Here is an 18,352-nt window from a genome sequence, read left to right as displayed (position 1 = left end):
GCTAGCCCCCGCTCGGGACTTCTGCGTCGAGCCCGCGGAAGAGGCGATCGGTCCGCAGACCGTCCTGGCCCCAGGAGAAGCCGATCACGTCGGCCCTGCCCCGGATGTGGCCGAGGGGCACGTAGCCCCAGACACGGGAGTCCGCCGAATTGTCGCGGTTGTCGCCGAGGACGAGGACGTGGCCTGCGGGGACCTGGTAGGGCCCGTCGGGCGCCCTGCCGCGGACCTGCTCGAGGACGAAGTGGGGCTCTGGCGAGCCGTCCTCCTGCGCGAGCTGCTCCACGTAGAGGTCGGCACGGGTGGCGACCCAGCGCCGGGAGCGCTCGTCGTAGTCGTCGAGGGGATAGGCCGTCTCGAGGAGCTCGCGGGGCTGCTTCACCCCGTCGACGAAGACCACCCCACCCTCGATCCGCACGATCTCGCCGGGCAGGCCGACCACCCGCTTGATCAGGTTCTCGCTGGGCGGCGTCGGCCGCTCGAAGACGATCACGTCGCCGCGGTCGGGCAGATCGCTCTGCCAGAGCATCTCGTTGGTGAAGGGCACGCGGACGCCGTAGGCGAATTTGCTCACCACGACGTAGTCGCCGATCTGCAGCGTGGGCAGCATCGAGCCCGACGGGATCGAGAAGGGCTCGAAGAGGAAGGCGCGGATCGCCAGCGCCACGGCGACCGCAGGGGCGATCGACTTGATGGCGGCGAAGAAGCCCTTCGGCTTCTCCTTCTCCCGCTTCTTCTCGCCCGCAGCGGGGGCCGAGGCAGGCGCGCTGGTGGCCACCCCGGTGGCCTCGCTGGAGATCTTCGACAAGGCGATCAGTCCTCCGCCCGCAGCACGGCGAGGAAGGCTTCCTGCGGAATCTCGACGGTGCCGACCTGCTTCATCCGCTTCTTGCCTTCCTTCTGCTTCTCGAGCAGCTTGCGCTTGCGGCTGATGTCGCCGCCGTAGCACTTGGCGAGCACGTTCTTGCGCATCGCCTTTACCGTCTCGCGGGAGATGATCTTCCCGCCGATGGCGGCCTGGATGGCAACCTCGTACATCTGCCTCGGGATCACCTCCCGCAGCTTGGCGCAGACGTCCTTGCCCCGCTGGTAGGCGCGGTCGCGGTGGACGATGATCGAGAGCGCGTCGACGGGCTCGGCGTTCACGAGGATGTCGAGCTTGACGAGGTTCGACTGCTGGAAGCCGAGGAGCTCGTAGTCGAGGGAGGCGTAGCCCTTGGTCGCCGACTTCATCTTGTCGAAGAAGTCGAAGACCACCTCGGCCATGGGCAGCTCGTAGGTGATCTGCACGCGCTTGGGCCCGAGGTACTTCAGATCCTTCTGCACGCCGCGCCGATCCTCGCAGAGCTTGAGGATCGCACCCACGTACTCGTTGGGCACGTGGATGTTCACGGTGAGGATCGGCTCCTCCATGTGCTCGATCTTCTGCACGGCGGGGAGCTTCGACGGGTTGTCGATGTTGAGCGTCTCGCCGTCGACCGTGTGGACCTTGTAGACCACGCTGGGCGCGGTGGTGATCAGGTCGAGGTTGTACTCGCGCTCGAGCCGCTCCTGCACGATCTCCATGTGGAGCAGGCCGAGGTAGCCGCAGCGGAAGCCGAAGCCCAGCGCCTGGGAGACCTCCGGCTCGTAGGTGAGCGCGGCGTCGTTGAGCTTGAGCTTGTCGAGGGCGTCGCGGAGGTTCTCGTACTCGTGGCTCTCCACGGGGAAGATCCCCGAGAAGACCATCGGCTTGATCTCCTTGAAGCCCGGGAACGGCGTCTCCGCCGGCCTCACCGCGTCGGTGATCGTGTCGCCGACCTTGGCGTCGTGGACGTCCTTGATGTTGCAGATGAGGAAGCCCACCTCGCCGGCGATGAGCTCGTCGGAGGGGATCGGCTTGGGGCGGAAGTAGCCGACGGCCTGGACCTCGAACTGCTTCTTGTTGCTCCAGAGCTGGACCTTCTGCTTGTTCGAGATCCTGCCCTCGAGCACGCGGACGAGCATCACCACGCCCCGGTACGAGTCGTACCAGGAGTCGAAGATCAGGGCCTTGGTGGGCTTGTCGACCTCACCCTTCGGCGGCGGCACCCTGGCGACCACGGCCTCGAGGATCTCGTCGATGCCGATCCCCATCTTGGCGGAGGCGGGCACGGCGAAGGAGGCGTCGAGGCCGATGACCTCCTCGATCTCGGCGCGCACGCCCTCGGGATCCGCCGCGGGCAGGTCGACCTTGTTGATCACCGGCACGATCTCGTGGTCGTGCTCCAGCGCCAGGTAGACGTTGGCCAGGGTCTGGGCCTCGACGCCCTGGGTGGAGTCGACGACGAGGAGGGAGCCCTCGCACGCTGCGAGCGAGCGGGAGACCTCGTACTGGAAGTCGACGTGGCCCGGCGTGTCGATCAGGTTGAGGACGTAGTCCTTCCCATCCTTCGCCCGGTAGTTCATCCGGACGGTCTGGGCCTTGATCGTGATCCCGCGCTCCCGCTCGAGCTCCATGGAGTCGAGCAGCTGCTCCTTCGCCTCGCGCTCGGTGACGGTACCGGTGCGATCGAGGAGGCAGTCGGCCAGGGTGGACTTCCCGTGGTCGATGTGCGCGATGATCGAAAAATTGCGGATATGGGCGTTTTCTGCGGGCATCCGGGCTTCTTCGGCTGGTACGGCGAAGGGCGTGGTCCTAGCACACGCGCAAGGACCTTGCCACGCAGAACAAGGGACGCCCGGTGCCGCATTCACGGCGCCGGGCGTCGGTGCTTTTTCAGGCGGCGCGGGCGAGCAGCTCGCGGAAGAAGGCGGCGGTCCGCTCGAGCCCTTGCTGCAGGCTCACCTGGGGCTTCCAGCCGAGGACCGCGCCGGCCTTCGCCGGATCGATGCAGCTGCGCTTCTGCTCGCCTGCCCGGGGCGGGGCGAAGGCGGCGGGCGTCTTCGCCCCGGTGGCGCGGGCGATCCCGGCCTGGAGCTCGACCACGTCGGTCTCGACGCCGGTGCCAACGTTGAGCGGGCCCACGTAGTCGCTGGTGAGCGCCAGCACGTTGGCCCGGGCCACGTCGCCCACGTAGACGTAGTCGCGGGTCTGCTTGCCGTCGCCGAAGATCGTGCAGCTCTCGTCCTTGAGGCAGCGGCCGGTGAAGATCGCCACCACGCCCGCCTCGCCGTGCGGATCCTGCCGCGGGCCATAGACGTTGGCGTAGCGCAGCGCGCACCAGGAGAGCTTCTTCTCGAAGCCGTAGTAGCCGAGGTAGAGCTCGCCGGCTGCCTTCGAGGCGCCATAGGGCGAGACCGGCCTGGTGGGATGGCTCTCCGGCGCCGGGTAGACGTCCTGCTCGCCGTAGCAGGCGCCGCCGGAGGAGGCGAAGAGGAAGCGCTGCACGCCCCCTGCCACCGCGGCCTCGAGCAGGTTGAGCATGCCGAGGAGGTTCACGTCGGCGTCGAAGCGCGGGTCGGTCACCGACTTGCGCACGTCGATCTGGGCGGCCTGGTGGATCACGGCGTCGAAGCCGCCCTCGCGGACGAGGCGGGCCGCCTCGTCGGAGCGGATGTCCGCCTCGACCAGGGTGGCCTGCGCCGGCACGTTCTCGCGCTTGCCGGAGGAGAGGTTGTCGAGGACCACGACCTCGTGGCCAGCGGCGAGGACGCCGTCTGCGATGTGACTGCCGATGAACCCTGCCCCACCCGTGATCAGAACCTTCATGTACTACCCCTCTGTAGTTGCCGACCTCGGGGATCGACCCGCGTCGCTCGTGGGCCCCGGGCAAGCGCCCGTTCCCGGTCAGAGCAACGTAAAGATTGGTGGCCCGGATGCGCATCACCCGGGGACCCCCAAACAGCACGGGGGCCTGCTCGCCAGGTGGCTCGGCGCCTCGGATCAGCTGGAGCGGCGCTCGAAGTTGAAGAGTTCCTGCTGGCCCGGCAGCTGCTCCTTGTGCTGCTCCAGAATCAGATCGATCCCCTGCCGGATGTACTCCGCGATCGGGACCTTGGTCTTCCGATTGAGGAGCTTGAGCTTCTCGTCCTGCTCGGGGGTGATGTAGATGGTCGTGCTGATCTTCTTCCGGCCCATGTGGCGGCACGCTATGTGACCATATATGAGCCGGTCAAGCATGCGGCCTGCCGGCGCCTGCCTGCCCGGCTGCTCTCAGGCCGTCTGCTTCACCCTGCCGTAGGCGTCCTCGAGGCGGACCACGTCGTCGACCTCGGGGGTGGAGACCTCGAGCACGTCGCAATCGGTCACCGCGATCATCCGGTGCCGGATGCCCGGGGCGATGTGGTAGCTGGCGCCGGGCGCGAGGCGCCTCTCCACCAGCCCCTGCCCCTCGTCGACCACGAGCACGAGCTCGCCACGCTGCAGGTGGATCGTCTCGTCCTTCTTCACGTGGTACTGCAGCGAGAGCTGGTGGCCCGCCTTCACGTGGAGCAGCTTGCCCACGTAGCGATCCGTCCGCGCCCACCACAGCTCGTAGCCCCAGGGCTTCTCGACCCGTGTGATCTCCATCACCCGTCCACCTGCGCCACGAATCCGCTGAGCTGGGTCTCCCGCTGCACGTCGGCGAGATAGCGCTTCGCCTCGTCGCGGCTCGCGAAGCGCCCCAGCCGCACCCGGTAGAAGGTCCCCTTCCCCGGAATGTCGGCGGCCACCACATACGGTGAAAGGCCCTGTCCCCGCAAGCGGGTGACCAGCGCGTCGGCCTCGCTGCGGTTGGGCATCGCACCCACCTGCACGGTGAAGCCGCCTGCAGCAGCCTCGACCTTCGGCGGCGCTGCGGGCTTCGGGGCTGCTGGGGCCTTATCCACGGGCTTCGCCGCGGCGACGGCCCGCGCGTCCGCTGCAGCCTTTGCTGCCTCGGCCTCGGCCTCGGCCTCGGCCTTCGCCCGCTCCGCATCGGCGGCGGCCTTCTCGGCAGCAGCCTTCTCCGCAGCGGCGAGGGCGCGCTCCGCCTCGGCCGCAGCGGCCCGCTCGGACTCGGCCTTCGCAGCAGCCGCAGCCTCCGCCGAGGGCATCGGCGGCGCCGCCTCGTCGGTGAGCGAGTCGGGGAAGGTCAGCTTCTCGGCCAGGGCCTCCGCCTGCCGATCCAGCTCGGCGAGGGGATCCGCCGGCGGCGCCGGCTGCGCCGCGGCGAGGTCCTTGCCGACGGTGACGCCGAGGTAGAAGACGATCCCCAGCAGCACCGCCGACCCGAGGACGATCGACACCACCTGCCTGCTGTCGAGAACGATCTCGATCTTTTCCCTGATCCGCCCGACGTCCCGCATCACACTCCTCCGCTCTCCCCCGGTGCACGGGGGGGCGCGGTCAGCTTTCCTCGTCCTCCGCCTCGCGGGCCATGCGCTCCGGCGCCGAGACACCGAGGAGCGCGAGCGCGTTGGCGAATACCTGCTTCATGCAGGCGATCAGGTAGAGCCGGGCCATCGTCTTGCCCCGGTCCTCGGAGATCACCTTCTCGCCCTGCCGCTTCCCCTTCTCGTAGTAGCTCTGGAAGGCGGCGGTCGTCTCCTGGATGAAGAAGACGATCCGGTGGGGCTCGAGTGCCTCCGCCGCCCCCGCGACCAGCTCCGGGAAGGCGAGGATCCGCTTCGCGAGCTCCAGCTCCTCCGGCATGGTGAGGTGCCGGGAGAGGTCGGTGTCGAAGCCAGGCCTGGGCAGGCCGGCCTCCACCGCCTTGCGCAGGATCGCGGCGCAGCGGGCGTGGCCGTACTGCACGTAGAAGACCGGGTTGTCCTTGCTCTGCGCCTTGGCCAGCTCGACGTCGAAATCGAGCATCGCGTCGCCGCGGCGCATGAGGAAGAAGACGCGGACCGCGTCGGCGCCCACCTCGTCGAGGAGCCAGCGGATCGTGATGAAGTTGCCCGAACGCTTGCCCATCTTCACGGGCTGGCCGTTCTTGAGCAGGTTCACCATCTGCACGAGGACCACGTCGAGGGCCTCGGCGGGCTTGCCCATCGCCTGGATCGCGGCGCGGACGCGGGGCACGTAACCGCCGTGATCCGCACCCCAGACGTTGACCAGCCGATCGTAGCCCCGCTGGAGCTTGTCCCAGTGGTAGGCCACGTCGGCGGCGAAGTAGGTATAGCTCCCGTCGGCCTTCTTGATCGCCCGGTCGGTGTCGTCGCCGAAGCGGTGCGAAAGGAAGACGAGCTGCGCCCTGCCCTCGGTGTCGGCGTCGGGATCGCGCTCGATGCCGCGGGGCGGCGGGAGCACGCGCTCCTCGATGAAGCCGCGGCCGGTGAGATCCGCGAGGGCCTTCTCGATCTCGCCGTTCTCGTGGAGGGTGCGCTCCGAGAACCAGTTGTCGAATTCGATGCCGAAAGCCTCGAGATCCGGCTTGATCATCGTGTCGAGGACGACCTGCACCGCGCGGCGCATCAGGGGCACGCGGATCTGCTCGAAGGGGCCCTGGACGAGGGCCTCGCGCTCCGCCTCCGGCCAGCGATCGAGCACGGCGCGGGCCACGTCGACCACGTACTCGCCCTTGTAGTCGTCCTCGCCGAGCGACATCGGCTCGAGACCTGCGTCGGGGTGGGTCGCTGCCCAGATCTCCCGGGCCCGGATCCAGACCGAGCGGGCGAGCGCGATCACCTGCCCGCCTGCGTCGTTGACGTAGTACTCGCGGGTGACGTCCCAGCCCGCGGCCTTGAGGAGGCGGGCGATGGCGTCGCCGGTGACCGCGCCGCGGCCGTGGCCCACGTGCATCGGGCCGGTCGGGTTGGCGGAGACGTACTCGACCATCACCCGCTGCGCCCTGCCGTGGTCGCAGTGGCCGAAACGCTCGCCCTTCTCCTGCACGAGGCGCAGGGAGCGGAAGAAGCAGGCGGGATCGACGCGGACGTTGAGGAAGCCGGGGCCCGCGATCTCGACGCCCGAGAGGATCCCGTCGGGATCGTGGAGGCGATCCTTGAGGATCTGGGCGATGGCGCGGGGCGGCTTGCCGGCTGCCTTGGCCAGCACCATCGCGGCGTTCACCGCGTAGTCGCCGTGCTCCGGGTTCCTGGGCGTCTCCACGGAGAAGGAGGATCCCTCCACCGCCGGGGGAAGGAGGCCGTCGGCCACGCAAAGGCCGATGGTCGCCTCGAAGATCTGCCGCACCGTCTCCCGCATTCTCGCTGTGCTCCTGTGGCAGGCCCGCGCGCTGCCGCGCCGCCGACGCTGCCTCGGGGCCGCACCTTACGTGCGGCTTCCCCATGGGGTCAATTTGCCGGGGTTTTTCCGACAGGACCGCGCCGGATATCACGTTCCTGCGCGTCTGTCCGTGGGGAACTCGCCAGGATGCCCCGTCCGTTCCGTGCCGGCCGGGTCGGTGCGTCGAACGGTGTCCCAGCCGAAGCAGCGCGGACAGCGGAAGGTGAAGCCGACCAGCTCCACCGCGCAGCGGCTGCAGGCGAAGGGACGCGCCGGGGCGCCGAGGCCGGCGAGGAGCGCCAGCAGCTCGGCCCGGAAGCTCTCGGCGGTTGCCTCCGGCCCGGCGAGGAGGAGCTCGGCGAGCTCCTGCCTCGGCTCCGCCAGGCCGGGATGGAGGCGGATGAGATCGCGGAGGGCCTCCGCTGCCGCGGTGGTCTTGTCCGCGGCGCGGCGCTGCCGCGCACGGGCGAGCCGGAGCCAGGGGTGGGCCGGGTGGACGGCGAGACGGTCTGTGAGGAAGGCCTCGTCCACGTGGGCGAGCGGGATCACCGCGGCGAGATCGGGGCAGCGGTCGAGGGCCTGGCCGAGGGCTGCGGCGGCAGCGGCGGCGTCGCCGCCTGCGGCGCGGATCTCCGCCCTGGCGGCGAGGGCGTCGGCTGCGTCGGGGTCGGCGGAGAGGCCGCGGTCCACCGCTGCAGCCGCCTCGTCGAGCCGTCCCCCTGCGAGGAGCGCGCGGGCGTGGGCCGCGTGGAGGTGGCCGAGGATGGTGGCGCCGCCGCCGCCGAGGGCGAGGATCCGCTCCTGCGCGGCGATGGCCCTGGGCCAGTCGCTCTCCTCCTCGGCGATCTCCCGGAGCTCCCGGAGCGCCTCGCGGTGCTCGGGCTCCGCCTTGAGCAGCCGTTCGAGGGCGTCGGTGGCGCGGCCGTGCATGCCCGCCCTGCGGAAATCGAGGGCGAGCTCGTAGGCAGCGGCGCGGCGCACGGTAGGATGGAGCCTGGCGTTGCCGAGGAGCTTTTCGTGGAGGGCGATGGCCTTGCCGTGATCGCCCTTGCGACGCAGGAGCGACCCCAGGGCGAAGAAGGTCTCCACGCCGCCGGGATCCTCGGCAGCGACACGGGTGGTGAGCTCCTCGAGGGCCCCGTCGGGATCGTCGCTCAGCGCATAACGGAACTGGGCGAGGAGCGCGTGGCGCTCGGCTGCCTGCACGTGCCTGCGGCGCTTGCCCATGGCCGCGACGAGCACGCCGAGCACGGCCCCGACGGCCATGCCGAGGAGCGCTGCCCACAGGAGCCTGGCGAGAACGGGATCCACCCGGGGGAGCATAGCCCCGGGGCTACTGGCGAAGGAAGCGGAGGTAGAGGGTGCCGCGGGCGGTGCCCTCGTGCCAGGCGCCCTTGTGGCTCGGCTTGAAGGCGGCCTGGTGGTGGATGCCCGCAGGCACGAGGCCTGCGCCGGTGGCGAGATCGGTGACGAGGCGCACGAGACCCTCGTCGGGACTGTTGAAGGTCACCACCGCTGCGCGGCCTGGCTGGAGCACGCGCCGGAGCCCGCCGAGAACCTGGCCGAGGCCGGTGGCGAAGGCCGCCCGCCCTTTGCCCTGGGCACGGTTCTCGACCACCTCGTGGGCCACCACCTGCTCGAGCCAGCGCCCGAGCCGGCTGCCGAGCGCATCGCCTGCGAGGGGCCGGGCGAGCCAGGCCAGCTGCGGATAGGCCAGCTCCGCGTACTGGACCGCGTCGCCGTAGGGCGGATCGGCGAAGGCGAAGCCCACCGACTCCGCCGGCAGGCTGGCGAGCTGCTCCGCAGCGGGCCCCTGCCGCAGCGCGATCTCGCCAGGGGAAAGCGGCGCGTCGACGAGGCGAACCCGCTGCCTGCCGGCGAGAGCCGCGAGGCCCGGGAGGAGGCGACGGATCACGTGGCGCTCGAGTTCCTCCCAGGCGTTCTGCTCGAGGTGCATCGGAAAGATGCCGAGCAGATGGCTGGAGAGGCCGGTGCCCTTGTTGCGCCAGCCGCCGCTGTTCACCGTGGGCATGCGGCTGGTGGCCTTGACGATGGACGAGAGCGAGACCCGCAAGGCGGTGCGAACGGCGCCCTCCTCCTGGTCGATCGCCTCGGCGACGAGGCCGGTGGCGAGCCAGTTGCGGCCGGTCCAGAGCTCGTCGAGAACGGGCCTGCCCCGGAGCGCGTGGCGCAGCTGCGCAAAGGGCGTACCGTCGGGATAGCGGAGGGGAACACCGGACGGCGTCCAGAGATCGGCGCGGTGGCGGGCGGTCTCGAGCGCTGCGGCGGTGGCGTGATCGGCTGCGGTGGGCGCCGCCTCCTGCAGGCCGCAGCTGCCGCAGCGCACGAAGCAGAGGTGGAGCTCGCTGCCTCGGTAGGCGTCGCCGCCCCGGGACGGGAGGCCGCCGCACGAGGGGCAGCGCTTCGCCCCGGCGGTGCCGCGGCCGCCGCCCTTGCGCAGGGCGTGGGCCGGCGTCACCGCGCCGCAGCCGCAGGCGACATGGACCGACCAGACCGCGTGGGCGAGCTCCGCCGCCGCGCCGCAGCAGGGACAGGCGGCGGCATAGAGGTCGCGCAGGGCGCCGAGGCCGGGGAGCGTGCGGGCCCCATCGCCCCGGAGGCGATCGCCGACGCGCCGGAATCCGGCGCGCACCGCGTCGACCTCGGGCGGCGCAGCGAGGAGCCTCGCCAACTCGACCGCGAGGGGGTTGATGTCGATGCCGATGGCGCGGCGCCCGAGTCGGGCGGCGGCGATGGGCGCGGTGCCGCTGCCCATGAAGGGATCGACCACCAGATCGCCGGGCGCCGAGCCCGCCTCGATCCAGGCCGAGACCACGCCGAGATCCTTGCGGGCCTCCCATTTGTGGATCCGCGCCTCCGGCGGATGGCTCGCCTCGACGAGGCGCTCCGCCGGCGGCACGCCGGGGATCGGATCAAGCGCCGAGCGCACGGTCGAAGGCGGGGCGCAGCTTCGCCCAGGTGGCGTCGAGGTGCTCGGGGATCACCCGGGTCTCGGCGAGGACCGGCATGAAGTTCACGTCGCCGGCCCAGCGCGGCACCACGTGCCAGTGGAGATGATCGGCGATGCCGGCACCGGCGGCGCGCCCGAGGTTCATGCCGACGTTGAGCGCGTCGGGGCCGTAGACCTCGCGGACCACCGCGATGCTGGCGCGCAGCAACCGCTGCAGATCGAGGAAGGCCTCCTCGGCGAGCTCGGCGGGATCGGCCACGTGCGCGCCGGGCACCACCAGCAGATGGCCGTTGTTGTAGGGGTATTTGTTGAGGATGACGAAGGCGTGCGCGCTCCGTCCGAGGACGAGCCGCTCGCGATCGCGCCCCTCCTTCGGGAAGAGGCAGAAGATGCAGCCCTGCGGCTTCTCCTCGCTCCCCTCGACGAAGGCGAGGCGCCACGGCGCCCAGAGTCGTTCCATCGTTCAATACCCCGGCAGCAGGTACTGCAGCTGCGGACCAGCGGCGGCGCCCTCGACCTGCCGCTCGAGCTCGCCCACGCCGGCGCGCACCGCAGCACGGGCGCCATCGGCGAGCAGCGACTCGATGCCGAAGACCTTCTCCTCCGGCGGGTAGACGAGGTGCGGATCGCCCTCGATGCCGGCGAGGTCGGCTGCTGCGCGGACCGCGTCGTGGAAGTTGCCGAGCTCGTCGACGAGGCCCAGCTCCACCGCCTCCTCGCCGGTGAGGACGCGGCCGTCGGCAACCGCCCGGACCCTCTCCTCCGGGAGCTTGCGCCCCTCGACGATGGCGGCGACGAATTGCTCGTAGACCTTGTCGATCATCGACTGGAAGACCGCGCGATCGGCGTCGGTGAAGGGGCGGAAGGGATTGCCCACGTCCTTCGAGGCGCCGCTCTTCACCACGTTCATCTTGAAGCCGAGCTTGTCGGTGATCTCCGCCACGTTGGGGAGCTGGCTGATCACGCCGATCGAGCCGGTGAGCGTGCCCGGATTGGCGAAGATCCGATCCGCCGGCGCCGCGAGGTAGTAGCCGCCGGAGGCGGCGACGCCGCCCATCGAGACGACGACGTGCTTCTTCTCGGCGAGGCGCCGCACCTCGGTGTGGATCTCCTGCGAGGGCGCAACCGAGCCGCCGGGGGAGTCGACCCGCACCACCACGGCCTGGATGCCATCGTCCTCGAGGAAGTCGTGGAGCTGCTGCACCGCATCGTCCGATTCCATGATCGGGCCCTTCACCTCGACCACGCCGATGCGGCCGCCGCCGAAGCTCGCGCGCCCCTGCCCCTGCACCACGGTCCAGGAGAGGAAGAGGAAGCCGAAGAGCGCCACGAAGACGCCGCCGAAGATGCCACCCAGGACGAGGGCCGACCGCTTGTCCACTACGACCTCGAGGGCCTTCCAGCAGAAGGCCCGAAAAGACGAACGCGGCGGGGCTCCCCGGGGGAAGCCGCCACCGCGCGAATCGCGTCACCGCCGCCCGATCAGTTGGCGGCGACCCGCATCTCCACCCGGTCGCCGATGCGCAGCTCGCGGATCGAGCGGACCACGAGCGCCGCGGCGGTGCGCTCCTTCACGTCGACGACCATCAGCGAGCCGATGTTCTCCACCGGCAGCTCCTCGTCGAAATGGGGCGTGTAGCCGTCGTCCTCGAGGCCGTCACCTGCGCGGATCACGTCGAGAGTGTTGCCGGCGACGAGGCCGTCCTCGCTCCCCTTGTCGAGGAAGACGAGGTGGCCCTGGCCGAGCTCCGCGAGGTTCTCCTCGAGGGTGGCGAGGATGAAGGCGTCGACCTCCGACCGGTTGGAGACGCGGCTCACCCGGTGGGAGAGCTCGCCGGCGACGGGGCCGATCCGATCACCGCGCTCGATCTCGGAGAGCGAGCGGACGATGACCGCGGTCACGTAGTCGGCGTTCGGCTTCGCGTCCACCACGCGGGCGGTGCCGAGAACGCGGGTGAGGTAACCCACCGTGCCGCCTTCCTCGGGATGCGAGACCTCGCGGTCGGTGCGGTAGATGACGTAGGTGTTGCCGACCTCGACCTGGTCGGCGGCGTCCTGCCAGGCGACGTAGATCCGGTCGCCCTCCATCAGCAGCGCCTTCTCCTCCCAGGACTTGGCGAGGACGCCGCTCTCGGCGAGCTCCTGCTCGGTGACGAAGCCGGCGGTGGGCGCGAGGAGGTTCTTCGGAAGCTGCACGCCGATGCGGCCCGCGACGCTCACGTCGTCGCTGCCGGGATCGGTGAAGTCGCCCTTGGAGAGATCGGCCATCGGGCCGCCGGCAGGCGCCGCGCCGTCGTCCTGCTGCAGCCGGATCTCGTCACCGGGATAGATCCAGTGCGGGTTCTCGATCTGCGGGTTGAAGGACCATACCTTCGGCCAGTACCAGGGGTTCTCCAGGTATTTGCCCGAGATGTCCCAGAGCGTGTCGCCCCGCTCCACCGTGTGCGTGTCACCGGAGACGCTCGGCACCACGTCGTCGGGTGCGCCGCCGAAATCACGGGGCGTCTCGTCGCCTGCGACGGGGAGGTGATCCACCTCCGAGGGCCCGCCCTCCGCGGGAGGCTGCGCCGCTTCCTGGGCGGCTGCGGCGCCCGGGAGGGACACGGCGAGAATGGCTACCAGCGCGAGCGAACGACGCATCGGCGACTCCTTCACTTTCCTTCGGCGAGGTACGCGCCAGCGCGCGTCGCGGCCTGGGTGCCCGGGTAGTTCTGCACGAGCCGCTCGAACGCAGCGCGCGATGCGGCGCTGCGGCCCAGTTCCCTGCAGGTTTCCCCGTACCGGAGCAGCGCGTCGGGCACCGCGTCTCCTGCGGGATAATCGGTGGCGACCCGCTCCCACTGCTGCAGCGCCCTGCCGGGCATCTGCTGCTGGCGGAAGACGTCGCCCAGGGCGAGGACCGCGTTGTCCGCGCGGCGATCGCGGGGGTGGGCAGCGAGGAAGGCCTCGAGCTCCGCCACCGCCGCAGGGAGATCGCCCCGGGTGATCGCGTCGAGGCCCGCGTCGTAGCGGTCGCTTCCCGCAGCGGGCTCGGTGGGATCCTGGAGTTCGATCGCGGTGGGGATCGGCGGCGCCGTGTCGACCCCGCCGGCGGGACCGCCCATGCCGCGGCGCGCCTGCCGCAGGGGCCGGCTCGTCCCGGCAGCACCCTCGTCGCCGTCGCCACGGTCGACGATGAAGACGAAGGAGTCCTCCTCCTCGACGGGAGCTGCCGGTGCGGGCGCCGGGGCCGGGGGCGCGAGGCGGACCACCGAGAGGTCGGCAGGTGCGGAACGAGCGGAGTTCGGCGCCGGGGGCTTCTGCTTCTCCTGCTGCTGCCTGCGGGCGACGGCGGCGAGCTGGACCTCGAGCGCCTCGAGGCGGCGGCGATCCTTCTCCCGATCCTGCCGGAGCCTGGTCACCTGCTCGCGCAGCCCTGCCAGCTCCGCCTCGGACGCAGCCCCGCCGTGCGCGCAGCCCGAGAGCAGGGCGGCGGCGACGGTGGCGAGCGCGAGGGAGGAGACTTTCAAGGGCAGATCCCGAAAAAAGGCTGCGAAATCGGCGCGATGGTACGGGCGGAGCGAAGGGGGTGTCAAGAAAGCGACCGCCCGTCGCGCGCCGCCACGAACGAGAGGTGGCGGCCCGTCCGCCCTGCGTCGCGGCGGTGGCTGAAGAAATGGACCGGTTCACATGCCGTGCAGCGGGAGAGCACGTCGATCGCGCCTTCCTGCAGACCGGCCTCGCGGAGGAGGAGGCGGTTCGCCTCGGCGAGATCGAGGCGGCGACCCTCCACCACGCCGGGGCCGATCCTGCTGCCGAAGTCGGCGGCGAGCTCCGCGGAGACCTCGTAGCAGCACCTGCCGATGCAGGGGCCGATCGCAGCCAGCGTGGAGCCGGGATCGCCGCCCCGGGAGGCGAGGGCCTCCACCGCCCGGCGGACGATCGCCGCAGCGGTGCCGCGCCAGCCCGCGTGCACGGCTGCTGCCTCCCCGGTCTCCGGCTGGAAGAGCAGGATCGGGACGCAATCGGCGGTCTTCACCGCGACGGCGAGCCCCGACGCCGTGGCGAGGAGCGCATCGCCCTCGTTGGACGGGTCCCAGGGGCCCTCCTCCACCAGCAGGACCCGGTCGCCGTGGACCTGCACCGCGCCGCGGAAGCGCTCGCGCGCGATGCCGGCGCTCGCTGCGAGACGCTGGAGGTTGGCCTCCACCGCCGCGGGATCGTCGCCCACCGAGCCCCCGAGGTTGAGGGCATCCCACGGCGCCTCGGAGACGCCGCCTTCGCGTGTGGTGAAGCCGTGGATCACGCCGGCCCGGTCGAGGAGCGCGCTGGTGAGGAACATGGCCTCGAGGCTACCACGGAACGCCCCGCCGGCAGCTCCGGGACCTCCGGGAAACCCGCGTTGTTACGCGCACGTGCGCTCTGCTACGGTGCCGACAACGAACCGCTCCGGCCGGAACGGCCCCAGCGGGAGAGAGCGCGTGTCCCCATCCTTCCACCACACGGCCGCAGGCCGCTTCCTTCTCCTCGCCGCCCTGCCCTGCGTCGCCGCGGGGATCGGCGGCGCCGTGGCGGCGGGCGCGGGCTGGCGGCTCGGCCTCGCCGTCGGGCTCGCGAGCCTCGCCGGCGTCGCGGCGGTGGCGTGGCTGGTGCTGCTGGCGCCGCTGCGTCGGCTCGCGCAGTCGATGGCGCGGGTGCGGGATTCACGGGGGATCGCCCGGTTGCCGGTGCTGCCGCCGGCGGAGGTGGGCCAGGTCGCGGAAACGGTGAACGAACTCCTCGCCGAGCTGGTCGATCACCAGGCTGCAGCGATCGAGCGCAGCCGCGAGGTGAGCCGCATGCAGGAGGAGCTCTCGCTCCAGCCCGAGCTCCAGCGGGAGACGCGCCTGGTCGAGGAGGCGAATCGGCGGCTCGCCGAGCGTCTGCGCGAGCTCTCCCTCCTCTTCGACATCACCCGCTCGCTCAACTCGACCCTGGAGCTCGGCGAGCTCCTCGGCCGCTTGAGCGAGCTGGTGGCGACCACCCTCGGCTTCGACGGCTTCGCGGTGCTGCTGGTGGACGAGACGCAGGGCGATCTGCTGGTGCGCACGGTCTACGGCGTGCTCCCCGAGCGCTTCGCCTCCGGCGATCGCCAGCCCATCGGTGCCGGTCCCGCCGGCGACGCGGTGGCCACCGGCGAGCTGGTACTCCAGCGCAGCGTCGAGGTGGGCGGCGAGGACGGCTCGCTTCTCGCGGTGCCGATGCAGCACAAGGATCAGGTGGTGGGCGCCCTGCTCTTCGCGCGGCGGCGCATCGACGGCTTCGCCCCCGAGGATCTCAAGCTGCTCGGCAGCATCGCCGGGCAGGCGGCGCTCGCCATCGCCAACGCGCGCCTCTACGAGCAGATGGTGGCGCTCTCGATCACCGACGCGCTCACAGGCGCCTACAACCGCCGGCATCTCTTCGCCCACCTCGAAATGGAGCTGCGGCGCGCGGAGCGCTACGGCGACGCGGTGACCGTTGCGATGATCGACATCGACCACTTCAAGCAGCTGAACGACACCTACGGCCACGCCACCGGCGACCGGGTGCTGCAGGAGGTCGCCGCGGCGCTGCGGCGCAAGGTGCGCCGCGTCGATACGGTGGCGCGCTTCGGCGGCGAGGAGTTCGCCGTGATCCTCCCCCGGCTCCCAGCCTCCGAGGCGGTCGAGGTGGCGGAGAAGATCCGGCTCGCTATCCACGAGGTGGCGGTCCCCGGCGGCGGCAGCGTCGCCGCCTCGGTGGGCGTGGCGACCTTCCCCGCGGACGGCGGCGACGCCATCGCGATCCTCGACGCTGCGGACAGCGCCCTCTACGCCTCGAAACGCGGCGGCCGCAATCGGAGCACGGCCTACCGGCCGGGGATGGAGCTCCATCCCGAGCGGCGGCGGCAGATCACCGCGGCGGAGGCGGAGGTCCCGCTCGGGCCAGCGCAGCAGCGCGCCGGCTGATCCCGAGCCTGCGCTTCAATAGGTCGGCGGCCGGTAGATGCCGGGCGCGTCGCCCAGGCCACCGCCGTAGGCGATGCCGACGCCGCCGCCCTCGTGGACCACGAGGCCGAAGCGCTCCGCCGCCTGCACCGTGTAGAACCCCTCCACCGCGCAGGGGCTGCCGCTGCCGGCGCAAAGGCGAACCCGCGCGGTGCGCAGGTCGGTGCCCGGCAAGGGCTCCCAGCCCGAGACCACCGCGCTGCCGATCCGCACGTCGAAGACGGCGCCGCCAGGATCGAGGCGCGGGGCGACGAGGTGGAGCTCCGAGGTCGAGCCGGGGCCGACGTGGACGAGGTAGCGGGTGCGGTGGCGCTCCACCGGCGGCACCGAGAGAAAGGCGGGCTCGACGCCGTCCTCGCCTGCGGTGAGCTGGAGGAGGAGAACCGTCTCGTCGCTGCGGATCTCGAAGGGGGCGGCGGCGGAGAAGCGGAGGACGGATCGGGCCGGCAGCGAGGAGAAGACCTGCCCGCTGCTTCCGTCCTCGAGCGCGAGGGGCACGGTGGAGGTGACCAGCGCCGGTCCCGCGCCGATCACGAGGGCGAAGCGGTCGCCGGGGCCGCGGGGCATACCGATGTAGCGCCGCCCCCAGAGCCCGCGCGGCGGAAGCTGCTCCTCGAGATGATCGGTGGCGCTCGACTCCAGCGGCAGTCGGGCCACATCGGTGCCGGCGAAGACAGCCAGCGGCGCGTCGCTGCCGATGCGGGTGCCCGCGAAGTCGTTCGCCCACTCCGCGCGCTCCACGCCGCCCACCGAGAGGCCGGTCCTCGTGCCGGTGGCGGCTGTGGCGAACTGGAGCACGTCGAAGGCCTCGAGGCCGAAGATGCCCACGTCGCCAGGGGCGTAGGCGGTGCTGCCCGCTGCGCCGCTCACCTCGGTGAACGCGGTGAACTCCACGGTGGCGGTGGTGCCGTCCCTGGTGCCGACGAGGCTGAGCAGACCCGGGTTGGCGCGGATCTCCTGCTGGTGGCGCGGCGTGAAGGCCAGATAGCCGCTGCCGGCGCCGGAGGCCTGGGTGAGCAGATGCCAGGGCAGCAGCAGCGTGCCGTCGCCGCTCGTCGTGTAGACCGCGCAGCTGTCGTCCGGCCAGCAGGGCGGCTCGTAGCAGCCGCGGGCGATGCAGCGGTTCCGATCCTCGCCTGCCACCCGGCTCACCGTGTGGGCCACGACCGGCGCGGTGGAGCCGAGGCGGAAGGCGCCGCGGGAATCTCCGGTACCGGAGAAGGCCTGCCACGGCAGGGGGAGCTCCATCATCTGCCCAGCAGCGAGTGGCGCTCCTTCGAGGAGGCGGACGCCGTCCGCTGCATCCACGGTGATCGCCGCAGGATCCGGCCCCGGGTTGCCGACCACCAGGGTGAGCGCCGCGGTGGGCAGACGCAGCCCCGCGCCGTTGGGCAGGTGGGTGAACCAATATTCGCAGCCGGCGCCCCGCCCCTCCGCAGCTGCGCGGGCGCAGGCGTCGAGGCAGGTGGCGCTCGGTTCGTGGCAGGTGGAGCCGCTCGCGCACGCCACCTCGACGATGGCGCTCCCATCCGCGGCGCAGACGAGGCGGCGCGAAGGATCCGTCGGGTGGCAGCTGCCTTCGTTCGGCGTGCACGCCATCGCCTGGCAGCTGGCGCCGCCCCCCGCCTCGACGCAGCGGCTCGACGGACCACACGGGCTCTCGAACCAGGCGGTCCCCGCGGGATCACACACCGAGCGGCCGCCCTCGGTGCAGCGGCTCGCGCCCGGCTCGCAGATCCGGCACCGGCCAGCGGCGCAGGTGGCCTCTTCGCCGGGGCATTCCACCCGGCGCCAGCCGCTCCCCTCCTCGTTGCAGAGCTCGTAGGCCGCAGGCGCCTCGGCTGCGCAGCGGCGTGCGCCGGCGCGGCAGGAGACGCAGATGCCGCCGCTGCATTGCAGGTCCGGCGGGCAGGCGAAGTCGATCCAGCTTCCGCCGGAGCAGAGCTCCCGCCTGCCGCCGACGTCGCAGCGGACGCTGCCGCTCGTGCAGCTCTCCGGCTGCGGATCGAGTGGATCGGGCGTTGGGAGCACGCAGATGCCGTCGAGCCCGCTGCACCGCCAGCCCGCCGGGCAGTGGTCGTCGGAGGAACAGCCGGCGGCGACGCAGCTGCCGTCGCTGGTGTCGAGGCGCGTTCCCGCTGGGCAACGGGCGGGGGTACCTGCTGCGGGCGCAGCAGGCAGCCACTGGTCGGCACAGCCGGAGAGGGCGGCAAGCCACAATGCGGCCGCCACCGGTGCCCAGCGCACCGTGTGCCCTCCCCTCGTTCGCGACATGCCGCCATTACGCCACGGCGGGGCCACGGG

General features: G+C 71.5%; 16 protein-coding genes. 1 reads left to right on the top strand and 15 read right to left on the bottom strand.

Translation table 11 applies throughout. The features are described from left to right. Position 1: 1 nt before the first annotated feature. The 14 genes from lepB to pgeF form a co-directional block, all read right to left on the bottom strand. Complete coding sequence (lepB, locus tag ACESMR_RS20860) at positions 2 to 805, bottom strand: signal peptidase I (RefSeq protein ID WP_373049058.1); 804 nt, start codon at positions 803 to 805, stop codon at positions 2 to 4. A gap of 5 nt (positions 806 to 810) precedes the next feature. Next, on the bottom strand, positions 811 to 2,616 hold the full coding sequence (lepA, locus tag ACESMR_RS20855) for a translation elongation factor 4 (protein WP_373049057.1): 1,806 nt from the start codon (positions 2,614 to 2,616) through the stop codon (positions 811 to 813). A 118-nt stretch (positions 2,617 to 2,734) separates the two neighbouring features. Next, on the bottom strand, positions 2,735 to 3,667 hold the full coding sequence (locus ACESMR_RS20850; protein WP_373049056.1) for an NAD-dependent epimerase/dehydratase family protein: 933 nt from the start codon (positions 3,665 to 3,667) through the stop codon (positions 2,735 to 2,737). 174 nt (positions 3,668 to 3,841) lie between these two features. Beyond that, the gene (locus ACESMR_RS20845; RefSeq protein ID WP_373049055.1) at positions 3,842 to 4,036 is read right to left on the bottom strand and encodes a ribbon-helix-helix domain-containing protein; all 195 of its coding nucleotides are present in this window, start codon (positions 4,034 to 4,036) and stop codon (positions 3,842 to 3,844) included. A 75-nt stretch (positions 4,037 to 4,111) separates the two neighbouring features. Continuing rightward, positions 4,112 to 4,468 (bottom strand): cupin domain-containing protein, encoded by a 357-nt coding sequence (locus ACESMR_RS20840; RefSeq protein WP_373049054.1) that lies wholly within the window; start codon positions 4,466 to 4,468, stop codon positions 4,112 to 4,114. After that, complete coding sequence (locus ACESMR_RS20835; protein ID WP_373049053.1) at positions 4,468 to 5,226, bottom strand: SPOR domain-containing protein; 759 nt, start codon at positions 5,224 to 5,226, stop codon at positions 4,468 to 4,470. Before ACESMR_RS20835 ends, ACESMR_RS20840 begins: the two co-directional genes overlap by 1 nt. Positions 5,227 to 5,266: 40 nt before the next feature. Further along, positions 5,267 to 7,069, bottom strand: a complete 1,803-nt coding sequence (locus ACESMR_RS20830) for an arginine--tRNA ligase (RefSeq protein WP_373049052.1) — start codon at positions 7,067 to 7,069, stop codon at positions 5,267 to 5,269. A 129-nt stretch (positions 7,070 to 7,198) separates the two neighbouring features. Further along, complete coding sequence (locus ACESMR_RS20825; protein WP_373049051.1) at positions 7,199 to 8,401, bottom strand: tetratricopeptide repeat protein; 1,203 nt, start codon at positions 8,399 to 8,401, stop codon at positions 7,199 to 7,201. Positions 8,402 to 8,423: 22 nt separating this feature from the next. Next, the gene (locus tag ACESMR_RS20820; RefSeq protein ID WP_373049050.1) at positions 8,424 to 10,040 is read right to left on the bottom strand and encodes a DNA methyltransferase; all 1,617 of its coding nucleotides are present in this window, start codon (positions 10,038 to 10,040) and stop codon (positions 8,424 to 8,426) included. Continuing rightward, positions 10,024 to 10,521: an HIT family protein gene (locus ACESMR_RS20815; protein WP_373049049.1), complete on the bottom strand. Its 498-nt coding sequence runs from the start codon at positions 10,519 to 10,521 to the stop codon at positions 10,024 to 10,026. Before ACESMR_RS20815 ends, ACESMR_RS20820 begins: the two co-directional genes overlap by 17 nt. Before the next feature lie 3 nt (positions 10,522 to 10,524). Next, positions 10,525 to 11,442 carry a signal peptide peptidase SppA gene (gene sppA / locus ACESMR_RS20810; protein WP_373049048.1) on the bottom strand — a complete coding sequence of 306 codons (918 nt, stop codon included), beginning with the start codon at positions 11,440 to 11,442 and terminating at the stop codon, positions 10,525 to 10,527. Between the two features lie 101 nt (positions 11,443 to 11,543). Continuing rightward, positions 11,544 to 12,701, bottom strand: coding sequence for a LysM peptidoglycan-binding domain-containing protein (locus tag ACESMR_RS20805; RefSeq protein ID WP_373049047.1), 1,158 nt, complete (start codon positions 12,699 to 12,701; stop codon positions 11,544 to 11,546). 11 nt (positions 12,702 to 12,712) lie between these two features. Further along, positions 12,713 to 13,570: a tetratricopeptide repeat protein gene (locus tag ACESMR_RS20800; protein WP_373049046.1), complete on the bottom strand. Its 858-nt coding sequence runs from the start codon at positions 13,568 to 13,570 to the stop codon at positions 12,713 to 12,715. Positions 13,571 to 13,632: 62 nt separating this feature from the next. Continuing rightward, on the bottom strand, positions 13,633 to 14,382 hold the full coding sequence (gene pgeF / locus ACESMR_RS20795; RefSeq protein ID WP_373049045.1) for a peptidoglycan editing factor PgeF: 750 nt from the start codon (positions 14,380 to 14,382) through the stop codon (positions 13,633 to 13,635). A gap of 139 nt (positions 14,383 to 14,521) precedes the next feature. On the opposite strand from pgeF, the gene ACESMR_RS20790 reads away from it, so the two are divergent. Beyond that, positions 14,522 to 16,009: a sensor domain-containing diguanylate cyclase gene (locus ACESMR_RS20790; RefSeq protein WP_373049044.1), complete on the top strand. Its 1,488-nt coding sequence runs from the start codon at positions 14,522 to 14,524 to the stop codon at positions 16,007 to 16,009. A gap of 15 nt (positions 16,010 to 16,024) precedes the next feature. On the opposite strand, the gene ACESMR_RS20785 is transcribed toward ACESMR_RS20790, so the two are convergent. Further along, positions 16,025 to 18,295: an IgGFc-binding protein gene (locus ACESMR_RS20785; RefSeq protein ID WP_373049043.1), complete on the bottom strand. Its 2,271-nt coding sequence runs from the start codon at positions 18,293 to 18,295 to the stop codon at positions 16,025 to 16,027. Between the last annotated feature and the right edge of the window lie 57 nt (positions 18,296 to 18,352).

Origin of the sequence: Vulgatibacter sp. (assembly GCF_041687135.1) — a bacterium.
Lineage (GTDB): Bacteria > Myxococcota > Myxococcia > Myxococcales > Vulgatibacteraceae > JAWLCN01.
Note: the sequence above shows the minus strand (reverse complement) of the source record. Positions and strands in the feature narration are given on the sequence as shown.